Source organism: Bacillus sp. V3-13, assembly GCF_002860165.1.
GTDB lineage: Bacteria > Bacillota > Bacilli > Bacillales > Cytobacillaceae > Bacillus_BJ.
The window spans coordinates 25,080-44,755 of record NZ_PGUZ01000023.1 but is presented as its reverse complement, the minus strand read 5'-3'; the positions used below and the strand labels follow the sequence as shown (position 1 = coordinate 44,755).

At 46.1% G+C, this 19,676-nt stretch carries 21 protein-coding genes; 1 reads left to right on the top strand and 20 read right to left on the bottom strand.

Features of this window, described 5'->3' with window-relative positions; translation table 11 throughout:
• Positions 1–140: 140 nt before the first annotated feature.
• From CU633_RS09340 to CU633_RS09295, 10 genes are all read right to left on the bottom strand, one after another.
• Positions 141–374, bottom strand: a complete 234-nt coding sequence (locus CU633_RS09340; protein ID WP_101659730.1) for an acyl carrier protein — start codon at positions 372–374, stop codon at positions 141–143.
• A gap of 94 nt (positions 375–468) precedes the next feature.
• Positions 469–1,212 carry a 3-oxoacyl-[acyl-carrier-protein] reductase gene (gene fabG, locus CU633_RS09335; RefSeq protein WP_101659729.1) on the bottom strand — a complete coding sequence of 248 codons (744 nt, stop codon included), beginning with the start codon at positions 1,210–1,212 and terminating at the stop codon, positions 469–471.
• Positions 1,209–2,156: an ACP S-malonyltransferase gene (fabD, locus tag CU633_RS09330; protein WP_101659728.1), complete on the bottom strand. Its 948-nt coding sequence runs from the start codon at positions 2,154–2,156 to the stop codon at positions 1,209–1,211. Before fabD ends, fabG begins: the two co-directional genes overlap by 4 nt.
• A 56-nt stretch (positions 2,157–2,212) precedes the next feature.
• Positions 2,213–3,193, bottom strand: coding sequence for a phosphate acyltransferase PlsX (gene plsX / locus CU633_RS09325; protein ID WP_101659727.1), 981 nt, complete (start codon positions 3,191–3,193; stop codon positions 2,213–2,215).
• A gap of 17 nt (positions 3,194–3,210) precedes the next feature.
• Positions 3,211–3,774 carry a transcription factor FapR gene (gene fapR, locus CU633_RS09320; protein WP_101659726.1) on the bottom strand — a complete coding sequence of 188 codons (564 nt, stop codon included), beginning with the start codon at positions 3,772–3,774 and terminating at the stop codon, positions 3,211–3,213.
• A gap of 135 nt (positions 3,775–3,909) precedes the next feature.
• On the bottom strand, positions 3,910–5,958 hold the full coding sequence (gene recG, locus CU633_RS09315; RefSeq protein WP_101659724.1) for an ATP-dependent DNA helicase RecG: 2,049 nt from the start codon (positions 5,956–5,958) through the stop codon (positions 3,910–3,912).
• On the bottom strand, positions 5,955–6,839 hold the full coding sequence (gene sdaAA, locus CU633_RS09310) for an L-serine ammonia-lyase, iron-sulfur-dependent, subunit alpha (RefSeq protein ID WP_101659722.1): 885 nt from the start codon (positions 6,837–6,839) through the stop codon (positions 5,955–5,957). Before sdaAA ends, recG begins: the two co-directional genes overlap by 4 nt.
• A 52-nt stretch (positions 6,840–6,891) precedes the next feature.
• The gene (gene sdaAB, locus CU633_RS09305) at positions 6,892–7,554 is read right to left on the bottom strand and encodes an L-serine ammonia-lyase, iron-sulfur-dependent subunit beta (protein WP_101659721.1); all 663 of its coding nucleotides are present in this window, start codon (positions 7,552–7,554) and stop codon (positions 6,892–6,894) included.
• 186 nt (positions 7,555–7,740) lie between these two features.
• Positions 7,741–9,408, bottom strand: a complete 1,668-nt coding sequence (locus tag CU633_RS09300) for a DAK2 domain-containing protein (protein ID WP_101659720.1) — start codon at positions 9,406–9,408, stop codon at positions 7,741–7,743.
• Between the two features lie 103 nt (positions 9,409–9,511).
• A complete protein-coding gene (locus CU633_RS09295; RefSeq protein WP_101659719.1) occupies positions 9,512–9,874 on the bottom strand; it encodes an Asp23/Gls24 family envelope stress response protein in 363 nt (120 codons plus the stop codon).
• Between the two features lie 300 nt (positions 9,875–10,174).
• Here CU633_RS09295 and rpmB point away from each other — a divergent pair, with 300 nt between their 5' ends.
• A complete protein-coding gene (rpmB, locus tag CU633_RS09290) occupies positions 10,175–10,363 on the top strand; it encodes a 50S ribosomal protein L28 (protein WP_101576578.1) in 189 nt (62 codons plus the stop codon).
• 163 nt (positions 10,364–10,526) lie between these two features.
• Here the strand turns inward: rpmB and spoVM are convergent, their stop codons facing one another.
• The 10 genes from spoVM to def all read right to left on the bottom strand — a co-directional run bounded on the left by spoVM (position 10,527) and on the right by def (position 19,593).
• Positions 10,527–10,607 (bottom strand): stage V sporulation protein SpoVM, encoded by an 81-nt coding sequence (gene spoVM / locus CU633_RS09285; protein WP_101576577.1) that lies wholly within the window; start codon positions 10,605–10,607, stop codon positions 10,527–10,529.
• Between the two features lie 108 nt (positions 10,608–10,715).
• Entirely contained in the window at positions 10,716–11,363 is a 648-nt protein-coding gene (locus tag CU633_RS09280; RefSeq protein ID WP_101659718.1) for a thiamine diphosphokinase, read from the bottom strand.
• 89 nt (positions 11,364–11,452) lie between these two features.
• On the bottom strand, positions 11,453–12,100 hold the full coding sequence (gene rpe, locus CU633_RS09275) for a ribulose-phosphate 3-epimerase (protein WP_101659717.1): 648 nt from the start codon (positions 12,098–12,100) through the stop codon (positions 11,453–11,455).
• 2 nt (positions 12,101–12,102) lie between these two features.
• Positions 12,103–12,984 (bottom strand): ribosome small subunit-dependent GTPase A, encoded by an 882-nt coding sequence (rsgA, locus tag CU633_RS09270; protein ID WP_101659716.1) that lies wholly within the window; start codon positions 12,982–12,984, stop codon positions 12,103–12,105.
• Positions 12,985–13,002: 18 nt separating this feature from the next.
• Positions 13,003–14,973 (bottom strand): Stk1 family PASTA domain-containing Ser/Thr kinase, encoded by a 1,971-nt coding sequence (pknB, locus tag CU633_RS09265; protein WP_101659715.1) that lies wholly within the window; start codon positions 14,971–14,973, stop codon positions 13,003–13,005.
• Position 14,974: 1 nt separating this feature from the next.
• Positions 14,975–15,727, bottom strand: coding sequence for a Stp1/IreP family PP2C-type Ser/Thr phosphatase (locus tag CU633_RS09260; RefSeq protein WP_101659714.1), 753 nt, complete (start codon positions 15,725–15,727; stop codon positions 14,975–14,977).
• Between the two features lie 4 nt (positions 15,728–15,731).
• A complete protein-coding gene (rlmN, locus tag CU633_RS09255) occupies positions 15,732–16,820 on the bottom strand; it encodes a 23S rRNA (adenine(2503)-C(2))-methyltransferase RlmN (protein WP_101659713.1) in 1,089 nt (362 codons plus the stop codon).
• A gap of 1 nt (position 16,821) precedes the next feature.
• Positions 16,822–18,171 (bottom strand): 16S rRNA (cytosine(967)-C(5))-methyltransferase RsmB, encoded by a 1,350-nt coding sequence (rsmB, locus tag CU633_RS09250; RefSeq protein ID WP_101659712.1) that lies wholly within the window; start codon positions 18,169–18,171, stop codon positions 16,822–16,824.
• Complete coding sequence (gene fmt, locus CU633_RS09245) at positions 18,158–19,111, bottom strand: methionyl-tRNA formyltransferase (protein ID WP_101659711.1); 954 nt, start codon at positions 19,109–19,111, stop codon at positions 18,158–18,160. Before fmt ends, rsmB begins: the two co-directional genes overlap by 14 nt.
• On the bottom strand, positions 19,108–19,593 hold the full coding sequence (gene def, locus CU633_RS09240; RefSeq protein ID WP_101659709.1) for a peptide deformylase: 486 nt from the start codon (positions 19,591–19,593) through the stop codon (positions 19,108–19,110). The genes fmt and def overlap by 4 nt, the downstream gene beginning before the upstream one ends.
• Between the last annotated feature and the right edge of the window lie 83 nt (positions 19,594–19,676).

The window sequence follows — 19,676 nt, the reverse complement described above, 5'->3', positions numbered from 1 at the left end:
CGTAATTTACATTAGTTCAAGTTTACAAAAAAAACGCAGGAAAGGGAATTCTTCCCGAAGATTTTAAATTTCCGTGCCGGGCCGGTTTTTCCTATTGAAGAAAGCTCCGTAAAAACGGAGCTTTCAATTAGACGTAGCGATTACTGACTGTTTTTTATGTAATTAACAGCGTCGCCGACTGTTGCAATTTTTTCAGCATCATCGTCAGAAATTTCCATATCAAACTCGTCTTCCAGTTCCATTACAAGTTCAACAACATCAAGGGAATCAGCGCCTAAATCATCCTTGAAGGAAGCTTCAAGCGTAACTTGGTTTTCATCTACTCCCAAACGGTCAACGATGATTTTGGTTACACGTTCTAGTACATCTGCCATGCTTATTCACCTCCCCTCGGGGACATTATAGTGTATTTTGAAATGTTAATAAAGGCTTGTCATGAATTTTTAATACGAGGCACACGGGCTGCCATTACATGACCATTCCGCCGTCAACGTGCAGTGTTTGCCCTGTCATATAGCCGCAGTCATCGGAAGCGAGGAAGGCGGCAACACGGGCAATATCACCCGGTTCTCCGAGGCGTGCAAGCGGAATTTGTTTTAACATCTCCGCTTTTACCTCTTCCGGCAGTTTATCTGTCATATCGGTCGAGATAAAACCTGGTGCCACGGCATTGACGAGAATCCCTCTTGAAGCAAGCTCCTTGGCCGTCGTTTTGGTGAGGCCGATGACCCCGGATTTCGCGGCAACATAGTTGGCCTGTCCGGCATTTCCGCTTACGCCGACAATCGAGGAGATGTTAATGATCCGGCCGCTGCGCTGCTTCATCATCTGCCGCGTCACCGCTTTTGTGCAGAGAAAAACGCCTTTCAAATTCGTGTTGATGACGTCATCCCATTCTTCTTCCTTCATTCTCATTAATAGATTGTCTCTCGTAATGCCGGCGTTATTGACGAGAATATCGAGTTTTCCAAACTTTTCAATCGTTTCCTTGACCATGCCCGCCACCGAATCGGCGTTGGCGACATCGGCCTGGACAGCAAATGCTTCCCGGCCAAGCGCACGAATTTCATCAACAACTTCGTTTGCCCTGGCTTCACTTCCGGAATAGTTGACAGCAACCGAAGCTCCCTGCCTTGCTAATTCCAGAGCAATTTCCCGGCCGATTCCTCTTGATGCGCCGGTGACAAGCGCCGCTTTTCCTTCCAGTTTCATCGGATTTCCTCCTTTAAGGCTTCCGCTGCAGCTTTACACGATTGTTCATCAGCTACAGAAAATATTTGTGCGCTTCGGTCGATCTTTTTTACGAGCCCTGATAATACCCGGCCAGGGCCGACTTCGATAAAAGTATCAACGCCAAGCTCAACCATTTTTTTAATTGAATCTTCCCATAGTACCGGTGAATATAATTGTTCAACAAGTTTATCCTTTATTTGCCCGGATGATACGATCGGTTCAGCCGTCACATTGGCGATAACCGGTACGTTTGGATCATTTACACTCATTTGATCCAGCACGGCTTTTAGCTGCTCCGCCGCAGGTTTCATTAAAACAGAGTGGAACGGGCCGCTCACTTCCAGCTGAATCGCCCGTTTTGCGCCTGCCTCCCGCGCTGCTTCCGATGCCAGCTCAACACCTGTCTTCGAACCGGAAATGACAATCTGTCCCGGGCAATTGAGGTTCGCAAGCTGAACCGGATGTCCCGCAGCGGAAATCCGGTCTGTTACAGCCGCCAACGGTTCCCTTTCAAGGCCGAGAATCGCTGCCATTGATCCTTCTCCATTTGGAACGGCCGCTTCCATGAATTCGCCTCTTTTGCGGACAGCATATACCGCCTCTTCAAAGCTGAACGCTCCTGCTGCGACAAGCGCCGTATATTCTCCAAGGCTATGGCCGGCGACATAATCCGCGGCAATGCCGAACTGCTTGAAATATTCGAGCACCGCGATGCTTGCGGTTAACAGGGCTGGCTGGGCATTATACGTTAACGTCAACTCTTCCTGCGGGCCTTCGAATATTAATTTTGATAGTTTAGAATCTAAAGCCCCGTCTGCCCGGTCAAAGATACTTTGGACAGCTGCGCTCGCATCCGCCAGCGATTTACCCATGCCGACAATTTGCGAACCCTGGCCAGGAAATAAGAAAGCAATTTTTCCCACTTATGATGCTCCTTTCAAATCTTTATGTTAATTGTGATGATTTTTATTAAACCGTTTTACTCTCTAATGGCGTTTTTAATTGTCCCGGATACATCTTTGGCAATCATTTCGCGGGTCTGGCGAATCGCGTGAAAAACAGCGTTCGCATCAGAAGAACCGTGCGCTTTTATAACGGGAGCTTTTAAGCCGAACAAACCTGCCCCGCCATACTCGGAATAGTCCATTTTATTCTTTAATTGTACAAGATCCGGCTTCAGGACTGCCGCCGCCAATTTGCTTTTCAAGCTGCCCGTGAGTGCCGCTTTCATCATTTTAAAGACCGTCGATGCGGTTCCTTCAATCGTTTTTAAAACCATATTTCCTGTAAAGCCATCCGTTACAACGACATCTGCGACGCCATCCAGCAGATCGCGTGCTTCTACATTCCCGATAAAATTCAGATCAGCAGCGCTGATCATGTCAAAGGCCTTTTTCGCCAGTTCATTTCCTTTCTTTTCTTCCGTCCCGATATTTAGAAGGCCAATTCTCGGGTTTTTGACGCCCCTAACCTTTTCCGAGTACACTGAACCAATGATTGCATATTGCAGCAAGTGTTCCGGCTTCGCATCGACATTGGCTCCGACATCGAGCAGTAAAAAGCCTTCACCGCCGATCGTCGGAAGTGTAGGGGACAATGCCGGCCGTTCAATGCCGTCGATGCGGCCAACGACAAACAATCCGGCTGCCATCAGTGCCCCGGTGTTTCCGGCTGAAATACAGCCGTCAGCAGCGCCGTCAGCAACCTGCTGTGCAGCCAGAACCATCGAGGCATTTTTTTTGCGGCGCACAGCCTTGACCGGTTCATCTGTGCCGAGAATAACTTCATCTGTATGAATAATCTTAATTCGTTCATTGCTTGTCAAATAATGATTGATTTTCGCTTCATCGCCGACAAGTGTTATATGTATATCCCGGTATGCCTCAATGGCCTTGATCGCACCAAGGACGATTTCCTTTGGGGCATGGTCGCCGCCCATTGCATCTATCGCTATTTTCATCTTGCTCATTCCTTGTGTTATTTTTTCGAACGGTACATTTCAAACTCGCCTTGAAAGACGAGCTCATTATTAACGTAACTGTTCACTTCGACGAGCGTTCTTGCGTTTTCACGATCAATATTCGTGACCCGCGCTTTCGCGATCACGCGTTCCTTTACTTTTACGGGTCTCGTAAACTGGATATCCGCTTTCGCTGTCAGCGCCAGTTCATCATTGATGACCGCGACGGCCAGCGAGTTGGCCTGGGCAAATAAATGGTGTCCTCTCGCAATTTGATTTCGTACAAAAACATGTTCTGACTTCACATCGAATATCGAAATCGCACTGCTGTCCAGCTCTATATCAATGATTTCCCCAATTACCTCTTCAATCGGCAACGCTTTTACTTCATCCTCAAATGTTTTCTCGGCAACGCTTTTAATCCGCTCCCTTAATTCCGGTATTGACAACTCCAACCGGTCCAGGCGGATCGTTTGGACGCTTACAGAAAATTGCTCTGCGAGATCTTCATCTGTAATAAACGGGTTGTCCTTGATCGTTTCGACCAGAAGTTGCTGCCGTTCTCGTTTACTTCTTTTCATCTTTTTTACACCGTCCGAGATATTAAGACTAGGTACTAATAGTAGTATATAATCAAAAAAAGCAGATTGCAAGAATCTTAATAACGATTCTCGAGATCTGCTTTCAGTCGATACTTTATAACGCCCGCGGCCGCATCAATCAAGCTTTTCCCCGGAAAGAGCGCCGGATCTTTGCAAAAATTCGCGCAAGACACAATATTCATCCGACTTCCAAAACACATCCGATTGAATCATCACCGCTGCATCGCTGCGCGCTGTTTCAAGCGCCCGGTAGTCGTGGACCATATCGGCTACTTTGAACTCCGGAAGGCCGCTTTGTTTTTTGCCGAAAAAATCACCCGGGCCGCGCAGTTCGAGATCTTTTTCACTGAGCACAAAGCCATCGTTTGTTTCAGCCATGATCCGCATTCTTTCCTTGCCTATTTCGGTTTTTGGATCTGCAAGGAGGATGCAATATGACTGCCGGGAGCCCCTGCCGACGCGGCCGCGCAGCTGGTGAAGCTGGGACAGCCCAAACCGTTCGGCATCATAGATGACCATCACAGTCGCATTCGGGACATTGACGCCGACTTCGACGACCGTTGTTGAGACAAGCACTTGAATTTCGTTCGCGCTGAACGCTTTCATGACCGCTTCTTTCTCTTCAGAGCTTAAGCGGCCGTGCATCAGGCCGACTTTATAACGGCTCTGGAAATAGCGGGTAAGGGTGCTGTGGACATCAATGGCATTCTGGACGTCCAGTTTATCCGATTCCTCGATTAACGGACAGATCACATAAGCTTGCCTTCCTTGAACAAGCTCCTTTTCCATAAAACCGAGAATCCGGTCAAGCATCTCGTGCTTCGCCCAATACGTTTCAATCTCTTTTCTGCCGGCCGGCATTTCATCGATGACGGAAACATCCATTTCCCCGAAGGCCGTAATCGCAAGTGTCCGCGGAATCGGGGTCGCCGTCATAAATAGAACATCCGGGCTTTCCCCTTTTCCCCGAAGAATCCGCCTCTGCTCCACGCCAAAGCGGTGCTGTTCATCGGTGATGACGAAGCCGAGCCTGGAGAATTGCACTTCTTCCTGGATAAGGGCATGCGTACCGATCAGTACGTCCACATCACCAGATTGCAAATCTTCGAGTATAGCTTTTCTCCGTTTGCCTTTTACCGAGCTTGTCAGCAATTCACAGCGAACGCCAAACGGGCTCAGCAGAGCATTGAGTGATTCAGCATGCTGCTCAGCCAATATTTCAGTAGGCACCATTAACGCTCCCTGGAATCCCGCCGTAACACTTGCATAAAGCCCGATTGCCGCAACAACGGTTTTTCCCGAGCCAACATCTCCCTGCAAAAGCCGGTTCATCCGGTAATCGGATTTCATATCAGCGAGTATTTCGTTAATGACCCGCTTCTGGGCGCCAGTTAACGGAAAAGGAAGCGCTAATATAAATGCCTTTACCTTTTTTAAATCGTATTTTTGGCTGAAACCAGCCGAATTCTCGCGTTCAAATTTGCGAAGCGCCTGGATCTTAATTTGAAAAAACAGGAATTCTTCATAAACAAATCTCCGCCTTGCCTGTTTTACATCCTCGCCTGACATAGGGAAATGCATCGACCTGAGGGCATCGCGGCGGTTTAAAAGTTTATATTTTTTAATGATCGAAGCAGGCAATGTTTCTTCAATTTCATGGCCATATTGAGAAAAAGCGAGCTTAATATATTTTCGAATCCCTTTAACGGATATTTTTCCTTTCACCGCATAAACAGGTTCAAATTCTATCGTTTTTGAATATTCGCCAGACTGCATTTCATTCGCTGTGATCGTTTGCCTGTGCTGGTCCCATTTTCCGGTTACCGTGATCGTGTCGTTTATGGCCAGTTTGTTTTTTAAATATGGCTGGTTAAAAAAAACGACTTGAATTAAATAGCGGCCAACGAGGAGGCGAACCGTCAGGCGTGACTTTTTTCTTCCATAATAGAGCAAGGAAGGCTCACTGTGGACCTTTCCCTCAACCGTCACTCTCTCATCATGCTTCACTTCTGCCAGATCCTTAAGCCTGTAATCTTCAAACCGGTATGGAAAATGTTCCAATAAGTCCCCGACGGTGAACAGATTCATTTCTGCCAGTGCTTCTGCGGTCTCTGCGCCAATGCCTTTGATTACTGTAACAGGTTGATTCAGCGATTCATTCACTTGACCCTGAGCGGGATTCCGAAGATCTTCGCTTCAAGCTCCCGACCTGTCGGTGTTGCCGCCAACCCTCCCTGTGCAGTTTCTCTTAAAGCGACAGGCATCGTTTGGCCGATTTTGTACATGGCATCGATTACTTCGTCACAAGGAATACGGCTTGTAATTCCGGCCAGTGCCATATCAGCCGCAACCATTGCATTGGCTGCCCCCATGGCATTTCTTTTCACACACGGCACCTCAACAAGGCCGGCGACAGGATCACATACTAAGCCAAGCATGTTTTTCAGGGTGATCGCCATTGCTTGAGCCGATTGCTCGGGGGTACCGCCAGCCATTTCAACAATTGCAGCCGCCGCCATCCCCGCTGCTGAACCGACTTCAGCCTGGCAGCCGCCGGCAGCGCCTGAAATGCTCGCATTGTTGGCGACAACAAACCCGAAAGCGCCTGCTGTAAACAAAAATGAGACCATTTGCTCCCGCGTTGGATTCAGCTTGTGTTTAACCGCAAACAGCGTTCCCGGGACAACTCCTGCTGATCCCGCTGTCGGCGTTGCACAGATCGTCCCCATCGCCGCATTTACTTCATTGGTGGCGACCGCTTTGCTGACGGCATCCAAAATCGTTTCTCCCGAGAGAAAATTGCCTTTCTTGATATAGTTTTGCAAAAGGACAGCATCTCCGCCGGTTAAGCCTGAATGGGAATGGACACCCTTTAATCCTTTTGCAACGGCCTCCTCCATGACGGTGAGATTTCTGTCCATTAAATTGAAGACTTGATCCCTCGTCCGGCCGGTCACTTCCATTTCCTGTTCGATCATAATCCCGGATATCTTTTTATTTTGGCTGTCGGCCAATTCAATTAATTCTGCTACATTCCTGAACACCGTGTAGCCTCCTTTCCTGCGCCTTAGAAAGCGTTATCATATAAATCTCGTCCTAATCTATGATTTTGGTGACCTTTATAATATCGGGAAGCTTTTCAATCTCCTGAATGATAGAATCGTTAATATTTTGGTCGACTTCAATTGTCATTAAGGCTAGCTTTCCTTTTTCCTTCCGTGACACTTCCATATGGCCGATATTCAACTTATATTTGGCGAGAGTATTCGAAACGTTTGCAATTGCGCCAAACCTGTCATTGTGGACGACGAGAATTGCCGGGTGATGGCCGGAAAGCTTCAGTTCAAATCCGTTCAGTTCAATGATTTCAATTTTCCCTCCGCCAATTGAGATGCCGACAAGCTCCAGTTCACCTTGTTCGTCTCCAATTAAAACTCTCGCTGTATTCGGATGGTCTGTGACCGCATCCTCTTCAACAAACGTTACCTTGATACCGCGTTTTTTGGCGATTTTAATCGAGTCTATAATCCGTTCATCAAACGTATCGAAGTCAAGTAAACCTCCGACGATCGCAACATCGGTTCCGTGCCCTTTATAGGTTTTAGCAAAGGAGCCATATAAAGAAATATTTGCCCATTTCGGCTCGCGGCCAAACAGGCTTCTGGCCACTTTGCCAATTCTGGCGGCACCGGCTGTATGCGAGCTCGACGGGCCAATCATGATCGGACCGATGATATCAAAAACACTTTTATATTTCATAAAGCTTTCCTCCCCCAGTAAAGTTTCGAAGCTTTCTCTGCCTTTTAGTCGATCTTGGACCGGGACAACTATATTACACTTTATACAACAAGAAATAGAAGGGGTTTCCCTTCTATTTCTGCTATTATGAATGATGCAATTTGACTGGGCAGCGCGAGTTGCTCCGCGGCCCACAGAAATAGCTGCCTACTCGACGGCGAAGATAAAAGCGTACAGCGGCTGTTCGCCGTTATGAACTTCGATTTCTATATCTTCGTTTGTTTCCTCTATAAAAGAGACAAGTGTTTGAACATCATCGTCTGATGCATCTTCCCCTTTTAAAATTGTGAGGATTTCCGTATCTTCATCGATTAAGTTCGTTAACAGTTCTTTTGCCGACTTGATTTTATCCTTGTCCTTAACCACGATTTTCCCTTCGGCAATTCCCATGAAATCGCCTTTCTCAATCGCCAGCCCGTCGATGGACGTATCGCGGACAGCATAGGTAATTTGCCCGGTTTTCACAGCTTTGAGCGCCTCTGACATTGCCCGCCTGTTTTCGGACAGGTCCGCACCCGGGTTAAAAGCAAGCAACGCTGACAGTCCTTGTGGTACCGTTTTTGAAGCGATCACGATCACTTCTTCATCCGTTACCTCGGCAGCCTGCTCTGCAGCCATGATAATATTTTTATTATTTGGAAGGATAATAACTTTTTTCGCATTTACTTCCTTGATAGCTTTTACAATATCCTCAGTGCTTGGATTCATCGTTTGGCCGCCTTCAATGACGGCGTGGGCGCCAATGCTGCGGAACAATTCGGCGATCCCTTTCCCCATTGAAACGGTAACAATTCCGTACTCCTGTTTTTCTTTTGTTTCAGAAACAAGCGGTTTCAGGTTTGTTTCGACAAGATTGGAATGCTGTTGCCGCATATTTTCTATTTTCATGTTTATTAAGCTTCCATATTTCTGTCCATAGCTCAAAACATCTCCCGGACGCTCGGAGTGGATATGGACTTTGACAAGCTCCTCATCGGCAATAACAAGCAGCGAGTCTCCGTACTGGCTCAAGTCCCGGCGGAATGCATCCTCGGAAAATGGTGATTTTGCAAGCTTTGCCGCTTCAAATTTGACCATAAATTCCGTACAATAGCCGAATTCAATATCTTCAGTATTAATATGGCTGTGAACGTTTTTATGATGCTCGGCGCTAACAAGGTCATCCATTCTTGGAAGGGACGGGGAATCTGGAAGTTTTTCACCTTTAAGCTCGGCAAGAAAGCCTTCGTATACGAGAACGAGCCCCTGGCCGCCGCTATCGACAACGCCGACTTCTTTTAACACAGGCAAAAGGTCCGGTGTCCGGTTAAGCGAAGCCTTCGCTTCTTTCAACACTTCTTCCATGACTGCGACCAGGTCTGTTTCTTTTTTGGCAGCTTGTACCGCTTTTCTGGCGGCGTCTTTCGCCACGGTTAAAATCGTTCCTTCAACAGGCTTCATCACTGCTTTATAGGCAGTTTCAACGCCGGATTCGAGAGCAGAGGCAAATTCCGCTGCCATAATAGATGGCTTTTGCTCAATATGCTTCGAAAATCCGCGGAACAACTGTGACAGAATAACTCCTGAATTACCGCGTGCTCCCATTAACAGACCTTTCGATAAAGCCATTCCCACTTGACCGATATGCTGCTGGACGTTATTTTTAACTTCCTTTGCTCCGGAAGTCATCGATAGGTTCATGTTTGTCCCTGTATCGCCATCCGGAACTGGAAAAACGTTCAACGCATCGACCATTTTCGCATTGGCAGACAAATGGTTGGCTCCCTGGATCACCATTTCCGCGAAGCGTATTCCGTCTAAAACTTTAATTGCCACAAATCTTTCCTCCTCACTAAGTGTCCGTAAGCGACCATTTACGAACTTGTCCGCATGTGAAGTTTTTGCGAACTGGTTGCGTAAACAGGACCCTTTTACGAACTTAAGGGTTCGTTACACGAACACCCTGAACGTAAATATTTACCGAGTCAACGGCAAGCCCAACAGTTTTATCAAGCGTGTATTTAACTTTTGATTGAACGTTGTGAGCAACCTCGGAAATTTTCGTTCCATAACTTACTATAATATACATGTCAATATGTACTTCATCGTTTTCCTGGCGGACGATAACACCGCGGGTGAAATTTTCTTTCCGCAAAATTTCAGTCAGGCCATCTTTAATTTGATTTTTGGATGCCATACCGACAATCCCGTAGCAGTCAACAGCTGCTCCACCGGAAATCGTAGCAATGACTTCATTTGAAATGTCAATTTGCCCGTACTTTGTTTTAAGTTCGATGGACATGAAACGTTCCCCCTTTGGAAATTGCTCCTTGGCTAAAGACATTTTACTATAAGAGCTGCAAATTTGAAAGCGATTCTTCCCTAAGCTTTTACCTGAGCATGACCTGAATCCTGTGTCAAGGAAATTTTCTTGAAAGCTTGAATCATGGCTATTGCATTACAGGCAGTTGTATGATAAATTATTAAAGTATCTTTTTGATTAAGAACGAATGTTTTTCTTATCGGGCCAGCCTCTTGTCTGGCAAATCGTAAATTAGCAAGAAAAAATAGTTTTTGCTTTGGTAGTTAGGAGGGAAAATATATGCCGCGCAAATGTGTGATCACTGGTAAATCAACTCGTTCAGGGAATGCTCGTTCCCATGCGATGAACGCTAACAAACGTACTTGGGGTGCCAACCTTCAAAAAGTTCGCATTCTTGTAGACGGAAAGCCTAAGCGTGTTTGGGTTTCTGCGAGAGCGCTTAAATCCGGTAAAGTTGAACGCGTATAAATAAGACACCCATATAAGGGTGTCTTTTCTTTTTCCGGATTCAAAATATATGCGCTCATGAGATCCAAGAACAAAATAAGAGCACCCCTTTGCGCGGGTGCTCAGGTGGCTTTTTCAGAAAGGTTGTCTGTCCGCCGAAGGCATGCATAAAGCTATTATTCGATCAGCCTTTTTTAAAGGCCCCTAACATTGCACGGACAAGACCACCCAACACCTTTGGCAGTTTAATCGTATAAAATCTCATCATGTCCCTCCTCACCATCTCACACATGCATCTTCGCTTCATGCGCTCCTTTTTATCATATTCAAAAAGAACGGTTTTTGTACTTTCTTTATCAATTTGCTGGAAGCTTTAATCGCGACTGCTTATCACCATTATTATGCCTTCAAGGAAGGAAAAAGTACCACGATCATCAATAAGTTCATTACTAATACATAGTGTAGAGCCGAGCGGAATATGACAGTTTGTTAAAGGATATTTGAATCCTGTCAGGGTAAGGCCTTCAACCGAAGGCGTTACCGGTACGAATGATACATACTTTCTGTCCGGCGATTTTTTTATTTCGTATCTCCCTGCACTTTTCATATAAACGTTGTTCTGGAGATCGATCAATTCGACATCGGTATTTTTCTCTTTCAAAATTGGCTTAAGCAAAAGCTGGATATTTGCAAATAAATGGTCAAGCCGGCCGCCTGTCGCACCGAATAGATTTATTTTTTGCGGATTTTGCTTCAGTGCCCACTCCAATGCCAGTTCCATATCTGTCTCGTCTTTCTCGGGCTTAAACCTTTGCAGTTCATCAACATGCTGTTCGATAAACAGCATTTCCTCTTCATTAACAGAATCAAAGTCACCAAATGCAACCGCCGGCGCAATCCCTTTTGAAATGAGCGTATAAACTCCCCTGTCTACACCGATCCACTTCACATTTCCCTCCATATATTCCGTTAAATCCGGCAAAAGCGCTTCAGGGCCACCAGCTAAAATGTTAATAATCATTCAATCACCTGTTTCTTAAAGCCTTTCTTTTTATTCTAAAATAATAGTTAAAAAAGCCAGCCTGTCTTTCAGCTGACTTCTTTTTCGACTTAGTACCCTCTTAACATTGCAATTGCTTTTCCCCTGTCCGGCGCGTTATAAATGGCGGAGCCTGCGACCAGAACCGTCGCGCCTGCCTCAATACATTGCTTGGCTGTTTCTTCATTGACACCGCCGTCAACTTCGATTTCAATTGCCAGACCCTGAGCAATGATCATTTCCTTAAGCTTTTTGATTTTCGAAAGCACTGCTGAAATAAATTTTTGCCCGCCAAAGCCAGGATTTACCGACATTAATAACACGAGATCAACATCGGCAAGAATGTCCTGAATCGATTCAACAGGTGTGGCCGGATTTAAGACAACCCCGGCCTTTACACCAAAGGATTTAATATAATGGATCGTCCGGTGCAGGTGGCGGCAAGCCTCGACATGGACGGTTAAATAGTCGGCTCCCGCTTTGGCGAACGCCTCAATATAATGATCGGGATTCTCAATCATTAAATGAACGTCCAGCGGAAGCTTTGTTACCGGGCGAATCGCCTCAACAATCAGCGGCCCGATCGTAATGTTTGGAACAAAATGGCCGTCCATCACATCGACATGAATATAGTCTGCCCCACCAAGTTCTACATCCTTTATTTCTTCCCCAAGCTTTGAAAAATCGGCTGACAAAATAGAGGGTGCAATTTTGACCATCATTAATACCTCGGCTTTCTATCTTTAATTTCCTGAAGAAAATCCTGATAATGCTGATAGCGATAATCGGCGATTTCCCCTTTTTCAACTGCTGCTTTAACGGCGCATTTTGGTTCTTTCAGATGAAGGCAGCCCCTGAATTTGCATTCTTCACTTTTAATGCTAATTTCGGGAAAGCAATAATTGAGATCTTCAGCATTAACACCGGTAAATTCCAATGAGCTGAAGCCAGGTGTATCTGCAACAAGCCCGTCCGCGACTTCGATCAGCTCGACATGGCGGGTTGTATGCTTTCCACGGCCGAGATGTGAAGAAATATCGCTTGTTTTTAAGTCCAGATCGGGACGAAGCACATTCAGCAACGAAGATTTGCCGACGCCGGATTGGCCCGCAAACACGGATATAACCCCCTCTAAGTGCGGCAATAGTTCCTGAATCCCATCCTCAGTCTCCGATGATGTCAGCAACACATCATAGCCTGCTTTTCGGTAATTATCGGCATAGCGATTCATTTCGGCCCGATCCGCTTCGGTCGTTAAATCCATTTTTGTAATACATATAAGCGGCCTGATATGGTTAAACTCAACAAGGACAAGAAAACGGTCGAGAAGGGCTGTGCTGAAATCAGGCTCGACTGCAGAAAAGACGAGAATCGCCTGATCAACATTCGCAATCGGCGGGCGGACAAGTTCATTTTTCCGCTCGCCGATTTCCAAAATATAACCATCTGTTTCATTTTCAATTTGAAAAACAACATTATCCCCGACAAGAGGCGTAATCTTGTTTTTGCGGAATACACCTCTACCCCTGCATTGGAAAATTTGATCATCGCTCAAAACATAATAAAAACCGCTCAGCGCTTTTACAATTTTGCCTTCAGGCATAGCAGCACTCCTTGTTTTTTAATCTTCCGGATACTCAATCACATCTTCCTTATATACCCTGTTATCACGGATAATTTTATATCCTGCTGTCTGGCCGGGTTCGATCCTGAATGTAAGGATGATATCTCTATTCTCGGTAATTGTAAGGGTTTGATCAGGTACGGTCATGTTCCTGTCAGCGTCTTCAATGTAAATCAGCACTTCCTGCTCTTCACCTGGAACTTCAGGCTCATACAGCACCGTAACCGTCTCGGTAACGTTTTTCGAAGGAATACTTTTCTTGCCTGAAGAAAGAACAACAGTAATTTTATCGCCCTTATTGAGTTTGCTCCCTGGTTCCGGGGATTGGGAAATCACTTGGCCCGCTGGAACGGTGTCATGATACTGCTCCTCTGACATATCAAGCATTAAACCGGCTGAATCAGCATAGTTTTTAACGCCTGTGCCCGTATAACCTCTTAAATCGGCAAGGGTAATCGGCTCAGGCCCCTTGCTGACAGTAAATTCGAGTTCGGTTTCCTCAGGCGTAACGGCTTCTCCAGGGTCGATATTTTGTTCGAGGATCGTCCCTGCTTCGCTGTCATCATGAATTTCGGTTTTGCTGATATCCTTAAAATTTTTATTTTCAAGAAACCTGAAAACTCCATCGTATTGGCGTCCCCTGTAATCGGAAAGCTCGAATTTCTCTTTCCCTGTGCTCACAAAAATGTCAATTTTGCTTCCTTGTTTAACCGTTTTACCCTCGCGGGGATTTGTCCGGACCACAAGGCCCTCTTCGATCTCATCATCAGTGATTTCTTTTGTTTCATCAATCACAAGGCCGGCATTGGCAAGTTCATCGGTTGCCTCTTCAATATCCATTCCGCTTACATCCGGAACTTTTATTTCTTCAGGGGCAAGCAGATCCGGGAAAACCGTGACCGCTAAAATACCCAGTATAACGAGGAAGGCAAATACAGAAACTAGGATTATCGGCCATTTTTTCTTTTTCTTATCTTTTTTATCCTTGCTTTTGCCCGAAGCATGCTGTTCGTTATCTGCAGTGGCGCCATTTCCTCTCACAAGCGTTTCATCCAAATTGCGGTGCGGCTGATCATTTGTGATGATTGGGATCGCCTTTGTTGTTTCATCATCCTTCGGAACGGTAAACTTTTCTTCATTGAGCCGTTCCGGGAGAAGGGCGGTCCGCAGGTCCTCTTCCATTTCTTCGACACTGCTATAACGGTGAAACGGGTCTTTTGCGGTTGCTTTTAAAACGATATTTTCAACACTTTGCGGAATCGCCGGATTCCACCTTCTTAAAGACGGTGTTTCGGATTGCAGGTGCTTCAAGGCAATCGAAACAGCCGATTCACCTGAAAATGGGAGCCGCCCGGTCAGGAGCTCAAACATGACAATGCCCAAAGAATAAATATCCGATTTTTTGTTGGCCATCCCGCCTCTTGCCTGTTCGGGAGACAAATAATGAACAGAACCGAGAACTGAATTTGTTTGCGTAATACTCGTCGCGCTTAACGCCATCGCAATTCCGAAATCGGTAATTTTCACGTTGCCGTTCCGGTCAATTAAAATATTATGCGGCTTGATGTCCCGGTGGACGATATGGTTCTGGTGCGCGTGCGAAATCGCACTTGTCAGCTGCTGTAGAATCTCAAGCGCTTCATCGATCGGAATCGGCGAGTTTTGCTGTATGTATTGCTTTAATGTTTGCCCATTCACGTATTCCATGACAATATAATAAAGATCATCTTCTTCTCCGACATCGTAGATGCTGACGATGTTTGGATGTGCAAGGCTCGTCGCAGATTGTGCTTCGCGGTGGAACCGGCGGATAAATTCCTCGTCATTTACGAAATCAAGCCGAAGCATTTTGACGGCTACATCCCGGTCAAGAATCATGTCGTGGGCCAAGTATACATTTGCCATTCCGCCCCCGCCGATGATATCGAGAATCTTATAGCGGCCGCTTATTCTTTTTCCGATTATCATTCTATTCACCACTCTCGATGCTGTCTGAAAATTCGACAATAACAAGGGTGATATTGTCTTCGCCGCCGTTATCGTTCGCTAGTTGGATGAATGCCGCTGCTTTTTCTTCAAGACTTTGGTCATTTCCGAGAATTTCCTCAAGCTCTCTGCAGCTTAGCTTATTTGATAAGCCGTCAGAGCACAAAAGCAAACGGTCGCCTTCTTCAAACGTAATCGTTTTAATATCCATTTCAACCGTTTTTTCGGTACCGAGCGTCCGCAGCAGAACATTTTTGCGCGGATGGTTTTCAGCATCTTCCTTCGTAATTTGTCCTGACCTGACCAGCTCATTCACAAGCGAATGGTCCTCGGTAATCTGGCTAAAGCCGCTCTCATTTAAAATGTAGCAGCGGCTGTCACCAATGTTTGCGATTGTTGAAAACCGGTCTGTACTGATGGCTGCCACAATCGTTGTCCCCATGCCTTCACACTCAATATTCTGCACAGCATGATTAAACAGCTGTGCGTTTACTTTTAAAATATGCTGCCTTAACCATTGCTCGGCCTCTTCCGCCGTTTCAATTTCCTTCGTTTCTTCCCAATAAGCTTTCATGCTTGCCAGTGCCATTTTGCTGGCGACATCACCGGCACGGTGGCCGCCCATGCCATCCGCGACAATGGCAAGGCGCTGTCCGCTCCGATTTTCAAACACTCCGCCATTATCTTCATTGTGCTGGCGAATTTTTCCCCGGTCTGTCATAAAAACAGCCTTCATACCGTCACCTCGTCTCTTCCTTGCGCTCCTTTGCACGAAGCTGTCCGCATGCTGCATCGATATCATGACCGTGCTCGCGGCGGATCGTCACATTGACCCCGTGCTTCTTTAATGTTTTTTCAAACAAAAAGATTTGATCCCGCGGCGTTCGCACATAATCCCGCTCCGGAACATAATTGACCGGAATTAAATTGACATGGCATTTCACGCCTTTGATCAGTTTGGCCAATTCCTCGGCATGCTCAACCTGATCATTCACACCGCCAAACAATCCATACTCGAAGCTGATCCGCCGTCCTGTTTTTTCAATATAATAGTTAACAGCTTTCATGAGATCCGGCAGCTTATATGCGCGGTTAATCGGCATTAAGCGGCTTCTGATTTCATTATTTGGGGCGTGGAGAGAGATCGCAAAGTTTATTTGCATGTTTTCGTCGGCAAATTGATAAATCTTCGGAATGATCCCGCTCGTGGAAACAGTGATATGGCGTGCTCCGATATTAAGACCATGATCATGGTTAATAATTTTTAAAAACGAAAGCATGCTGTCGTAGTTATCGAATGGTTCACCAATTCCCATGATGACGACTGAGCTGACGCGCTCATTTGTTTCGTCAAGTGCCTGTTGTACTTTTACGACCTGGGCGACGATTTCTCCTGCTTCCAAATTTCTTTTTAAGCCCCCGAGTGTTGAGGCGCAAAAAGTGCAGCCGATCCGGCAGCCTACCTGCGTCGTGACACATACCGAATTTCCATAGTCATGCCGCATTAATACTGTCTCAATAGAGGTACCATCATGCAGTTCAAACAGGAATTTGATCGTTCCATCTTGAGAGGTTTGCTGAATGATCGTCTTTAACGTCGTGATCGTAAAACTGTCAATAAGCTTCGCTCGCAATCCTTTTGAGAGGTTTGTCATTTCTTCAAAATCTGCTACTCTTTTTTGATACAGCCACTCAAAAATCTGGTCGGCGCGAAATGATTTTTCATTATTATTTTTAAGCCATTCCTTTAACTCGTGCAACTGGAGTGAATAAATGCTTGGCTTTTTTAGTTCTTGTGTTTGTTCTTTTGTTGTTTTTAGCTGTTCCACGTTAGTGCACCTTCTTTCTTAAGCAGGCAATATAGAATCCATCCGATCCAATATCCTGGGGCAGAATTTGCAGCATATGCCCGTCGACCAATGGTTTTATTGCTTCCGGCATCCGGTCCCTTAATGAATGATCCCCTTCAAAATCCGGATTGTTCATTAAAAATTCATTGACTGCCTGTTCGTTTTCCTGTTTATCTACTGTACATGTGCTATAGACGATTAAGCCACCCTTTTTCACTAATGGTGCGACTGCCGCCAGCAGTTCAAGCTGGATTTTCTTTAAGCGCTGGATATCTTCCAGCTGCTTCGTATATTTCATATCAGGCTTTCTTCTCATGACGCCCAATCCTGAACATGGAGCGTCCAGCAGGATCCGGTCAAATGATTCGGCTTGAAAGCGATCCTGGACGTTGCGGCTGTCCATCGCGGCTGTTTCGATATTTTCAAGGCCGAGCCGCTCAGCTGAGGCGTTGATGAGCTTTACTTTATGCTCATGAAGATCAAGTGAAATCACTTTTCCGCTGCCAGCCAGTTTCTCAGCAATATGAGTCGATTTTCCGCCGGGTGCTGCACAAGCATCGAGAATCATTTCATCCTTTTGGACATTTAGCGCATATGCAGCAAGCATTGAGCTTTCATCCTGGATCGTCAGCAGCCCGTCCTTGAAAGCAGTCGAAGCTGCTAAATTTCCTTTCAAGCATTTGACCGCTTCTGGAATGACCGGGCTCGGCTCAACATGGAAGCCTTCCTCGCGTAAAATATCGAGGCATTCTGCCCGGGTCGTTTTCGTTAAATTAACTCTAGCTGTCTGCAGGGGCGCAGTCAAATTAATTTCGCACATTTCTTTCGCTTTTTCAAATCCTAATTGGTCCACCCATCTGTGAACGAGCCATGCTGGATGGCTTGTTTCAATCGCAAGCCTCTCCACAGGGTCCGTTATTTTATCGAGACTGGGCAGTCCTTGCCGCTGAACGTTTCGCAATACTCCGTTTACCATTCCCGAGATCCCTTTGTGACCCCGTTTTTTTGCAATTTCGACCGCCTCAAAAATCGCGGCACGATCAGGAATCTTGTCCAAATAAACCATCTGGTATAAGGTGATTCTCAAAAGATGCAACACCCAGAGCTCAAGTTTGCGTTTATCTTTGATAAACGGCTCGAGGAAATAATCAAGCGTCATCCTGCGCTGCAGTGTTCCATACGTTAATTCGGTCAAGAGCCCGACATCTTTCTGATTGAGCTGGTTCTTCCCAATCACTTTATTGAGGAGGAGATTGCTGTATGATTGATTCTTGTCAATCGTTTCTAAAAGTTCAACGGCTGTTTCTCTTACATTTTTAGTCGTTTTCATTTTGCTCCCCTAATTTCATTCCGACCGTTAAGCCGGAGCCGCGCATAAATTGCTCCGCAGTCATCCGCTTCTTTCCCGACGGCTGGAGTTCAGAAATCTTGATGGCTGTCTGATTGCCTGTAGCTACAATAAAACCGTCCGCATCAATGGCAACGATTGTGCCGGGAGCCGCCTCAGCGTCGGAGTTGATTTTTTCGCCCTTCCACACCTTCAAAACGGCTCCGTTCATAGTAGTGTAGGCTACAGGCCATGGATTTAAACCGCGAATATGGTCATATATTTGCTCACCTGTTTTCGACCAATCAATTCTTTCTTGTTCCCGTTTAATATTGTAGGCAAATGTAGCCTCTTCTTCGTTTTGGGCAACAGGTTGCAGTTTTCCATCAAGCAGTTTCGGAAGTGTTTCTGATAAAAGCTTCGCACCGGCTGCACTTAATTTGTCATGCAGCGTTCCAACTGTATCATCCTCTGTGATCGGCACTTCTGCCTGCGTTAAAATGTCACCTGCATCGAGTTTTTCAACCATATACATAATCGTAATCCCTGTTTTTTTCTTTCCCTGAATGATCGCATAATGAATTGGCGCCCCGCCGCGAAGCTCGGGCAGCAATGATGCATGAACATTGATGCAGCCATAGCGGGGAGCTTGAAGCAGTTCCTTCGGGAGGATTTGCCCGAAAGCAGCCGTCACGATCAAATCAGGCTTCAGCGCCAAAATCTTTTCAAACTCTTTGCGCTCACGGATTTTCTCGGGCTGATAGACAGGGATCCCGTGTTTAACAGCCTCCACTTTGACAGGCGGAGGGGTCATCACCCTTTTTCTGCCGACCGGCCTGTCAGGCTGGGTAACAACGGCAATCACTTCATAGCCGTCCGCAATCATCTGTTTTAAAACTGGAACCGAAAAATCGGGAGTTCCCATAAACACAATTTTCGTCACTCATCCTCAACCCCTTCCAGCTCATCCTCGCTTAACACTTTTGTTATTTTCGATGTAAATAAAATCCCGTGCAAATGGTCAATCTCATGGAGAAGGGCCCGTGCCAGAAAATCTGCAGCCTCGATCGTATACTGCCTTCCTTTCCGGTCAAATGCTTTTACTTTCACAAAAAAAGGCCGGGATACTTCGCCAAACAGACCGGGAAAGCTGAGGCATCCTTCCGGACCGGTCTGCTCTCCCTCAACTTTGACAATTTCCGGATTAATCAGTTCGATCGTTCCTTCTTCATCATCAAGGTCGACAATCGCAATTTGCTTGTTCAAGCCTACTTGCGGTGCGGCCAGTCCAACACCGTCAAATTCAATCATCGTATCATACATATCATCCAGAAGCCTTGCCAATTTTTTATCAAAAACCGTGACCGGTTCACAAGGCTGCTCTAAAATCTCTGCTGGATATGTTACTATTTTGCGTACTGCCAATGCTGTTCCTCCAATATTTGTTTTCAAGATGAGCTCCGCGTGCCGGGATCAGGATGACTTCGCGGCACTTCATTATCGTTTCC

Coding starts and splice junctions, on each gene's coding strand:
- CU633_RS09340 (WP_101659730.1), bottom strand. CDS start 374: ATGGCAGATGTACTAGAACGTGTAACCAAAATCATCGTTGACCGTTTG.
- fabG (WP_101659729.1), bottom strand. CDS start 1,212: ATGAAACTGGAAGGAAAAGCGGCGCTTGTCACCGGCGCATCAAGAGGA.
- plsX (WP_101659727.1), bottom strand. CDS start 3,193: ATGAAAATAGCGATAGATGCAATGGGCGGCGACCATGCCCCAAAGGAA.
- fapR (WP_101659726.1), bottom strand. CDS start 3,774: ATGAAAAGAAGTAAACGAGAACGGCAGCAACTTCTGGTCGAAACGATC.
- sdaAB (WP_101659721.1), bottom strand. CDS start 7,554: ATGAAATATAAAAGTGTTTTTGATATCATCGGTCCGATCATGATTGGC.
- CU633_RS09295 (WP_101659719.1), bottom strand. CDS start 9,874: ATGTCCATCGAACTTAAAACAAAGTACGGGCAAATTGACATTTCAAAT.
- rpmB (WP_101576578.1), top strand. CDS start 10,175: ATGCCGCGCAAATGTGTGATCACTGGTAAATCAACTCGTTCAGGGAAT.
- spoVM (WP_101576577.1), bottom strand. CDS start 10,607: ATGAGATTTTATACGATTAAACTGCCAAAGGTGTTGGGTGGTCTTGTC.
- CU633_RS09280 (WP_101659718.1), bottom strand. CDS start 11,363: ATGATTATTAACATTTTAGCTGGTGGCCCTGAAGCGCTTTTGCCGGAT.
- rpe (WP_101659717.1), bottom strand. CDS start 12,100: ATGGTCAAAATTGCACCCTCTATTTTGTCAGCCGATTTTTCAAAGCTT.
- rsgA (WP_101659716.1), bottom strand. CDS start 12,984: ATGCCTGAAGGCAAAATTGTAAAAGCGCTGAGCGGTTTTTATTATGTT.
- pknB (WP_101659715.1), bottom strand. CDS start 14,973: ATGATAATCGGAAAAAGAATAAGCGGCCGCTATAAGATTCTCGATATC.
- CU633_RS09260 (WP_101659714.1), bottom strand. CDS start 15,727: ATGAAGGCTGTTTTTATGACAGACCGGGGAAAAATTCGCCAGCACAAT.
- rsmB (WP_101659712.1), bottom strand. CDS start 18,171: ATGAAAACGACTAAAAATGTAAGAGAAACAGCCGTTGAACTTTTAGAA.